Consider the following 2,018-nt stretch of genomic DNA (forward strand, 5'->3'; position numbering starts at 1 on the left):
CAACCTCCTGCTCCGCGTTACACTAAAGGCGTGTTGGCGAAATATGCCAAATTAGTATCTTCTAGCAGCATCGGTGCAGTCACGGATTTAGATTTGTTCAAATGATGATATATCGGGTAATTGATACAGAGTTTTAATGTTCTATGCTTTGAGACGCTAAACCTCAAAGGCATGAAGCGTCTATGGGGAAGAAAAATTAGCGATTTAGCACTCCGAGACTTTCTAAATATCCTAGAGTGGGTGACAAGGAAGAAAAATAAACAGGTAGTCTATATCAACCAATGGTATCCTTCTAGCAAAACTTGTTCTAACTGTGGGCACATAATAGATCGCCTAGATTTGTCAATCAGACGTTGGCGTTGTCCATCATGTCAATTTGAAAATGACCGAGATGAAAATGCCAGTTTGAATATTAAAAGAGTCGGGAGTTCGACTCTAGGCGTAGGAGATGTCAGACAGTCCCAGACTGCAATCTCTGCCTGATGCCTGAATCCCCCGTTTTGAAAACGGGGGAGTGGCTCAAAAGGTCATTGTCCTCAAGGAGCAATCAATTGCCAAGCTGAGAGCTTTTCGCCGCCATCCAAGAGGCCCAAAGATTGCTCAACCAAAACGAACTTATATTAAGAACAAGCCCCATGTCTCAACTGCTAAGACTTTAGGCCAGAAAACACAGAACATTAACACACCTTGAAAGGGCTAGTCCTATAGTATTAGATTTTACTAATTAATCGGCGAGATTCAAGCCAGTGTAATTATCGAGAAAGAGAGAAGGGAAATGTTGAAGAAGAAAAAACTTTTCCCCACAATGCCAAGAAGTCAAGAAGTCTATTTTTTACTAACCCAAGCAAGATCGGACATTCTCGAAAAAATTGCGTTAGATATTGCTCTAATTAAGGTTGACCAAGGAAGTCCTGTTTGCCAAGTTCGACACCGCAGTGTCTAAGAATGTTATATGCTGTTGTGACATGAAAATAAAGATTTGGTAAAACAAAATAGAACAGATATGGCATTCCTTCAAAAGAGAGAGTATTGTCACGCATTTGTAGGGTAATTTCTCTTTCTTCTGAACCGTCAATTTGTTCAGGTTTAAACGTATTTAAATGAGAGATAGTTTTTTGAATGCGGTCAATAAGTTGAGGAAATGTAGTTTCATTGTCCTCGAATTTAGGTGGTTCTATAAGAGCTAACCGTGCAGCACCTCTATTTACTATGTCAGAGGCAATTTGCACTTGTTTTGATAATGGAAACATATCTGGGGATAGACGACTATTAATCAACACAGAAGGATCTATTTTTTTAGTTTCAGCATAAGCAGCACCTTTTTCAAGAATGTTTGTAAGGTTATTCAGTGTGCGAATAGACACGGGTATTAAAGCTTGGTACATTGAAATGGTCATTGAAATTTCTCCAGAAAAAGTTCAAACGACTTTTAGCCGCCCATCTAATATTAGGGGGTATTGACTGTGATGTTGTGTCAAAGAATATGGAACCAAATTTAGTCACAGATCCAAAGATACTGAATGTTTTGAACGAACTCATACAACTCTGGACGATCTTTCATCGCCCAGAAATTGGGGACGAGACGTGCCGACTTTGAGCGGATGACGGAAGCCACATTTTGAGAAGTGGGTGCGTCGGGTCGGCGTTACGTCGGCTGTATGTGTTGGATGAGATGGAGAAGGGATAAGAGTTAGTTCTTTTTACTTGGGTGGAACTAACCTTTTAGCGATCGCTTTCTGTGCCCAACTTTCTCACGCCATCCATTCATTCCAATGTGGCGCATCGACAAGCAGTTGAGCAAATTTGTCATATTCACATTCTCAAACTTCAGCATCACGCCGCGATGCTCACCACTCTTGCCCAAAGTATTGCCCATCTTCTCCAACAGCGATGGCGCAAGCACCCGCCGTAGGCGATCGCCAGCCGCAAGCAGAGGCTAAAAACCTACATTCCGCAGGTAAGTGAAGAGATTGATGGTATTTTTTATTTATGACATCATCAGCATTAGAAATAAGAGT

At 41.2% G+C, this 2,018-nt stretch carries 3 protein-coding genes and 1 pseudogene; 2 read left to right on the forward strand and 2 right to left on the reverse strand.

Features of this window, described 5'->3' with window-relative positions; translation table 11 throughout:
- Positions 1-132: 132 nt before the first annotated feature.
- Together G1O98_RS37960 and G1O98_RS37965 are read left to right on the forward strand one after the other, a co-directional pair.
- A pseudogene (locus G1O98_RS37960) lies at positions 133-483 on the forward strand (transposase); the annotation flags it as partial.
- 31 nt (positions 484-514) lie between these two features.
- The gene (locus G1O98_RS37965) at positions 515-691 is read left to right on the forward strand and encodes a hypothetical protein (protein ID WP_163939577.1); all 177 of its coding nucleotides are present in this window, start codon (positions 515-517) and stop codon (positions 689-691) included.
- A 199-nt stretch (positions 692-890) separates the two neighbouring features.
- Here G1O98_RS37965 and G1O98_RS37970 read toward each other — a convergent pair whose 3' ends face one another.
- Complete coding sequence (locus G1O98_RS37970; protein WP_163939579.1) at positions 891-1,397, reverse strand: DUF1993 domain-containing protein; 507 nt, start codon at positions 1,395-1,397, stop codon at positions 891-893.
- 317 nt (positions 1,398-1,714) lie between these two features.
- Positions 1,715-1,876 (reverse strand): hypothetical protein, encoded by a 162-nt coding sequence (locus G1O98_RS37975; protein ID WP_163939581.1) that lies wholly within the window; start codon positions 1,874-1,876, stop codon positions 1,715-1,717.
- Between the last annotated feature and the right edge of the window lie 142 nt (positions 1,877-2,018).

The organism is Nostoc sp. UIC 10630 (assembly GCF_010747425.1).
In the GTDB taxonomy this organism is placed as follows: domain Bacteria; phylum Cyanobacteriota; class Cyanobacteriia; order Cyanobacteriales; family Nostocaceae; genus Nostoc.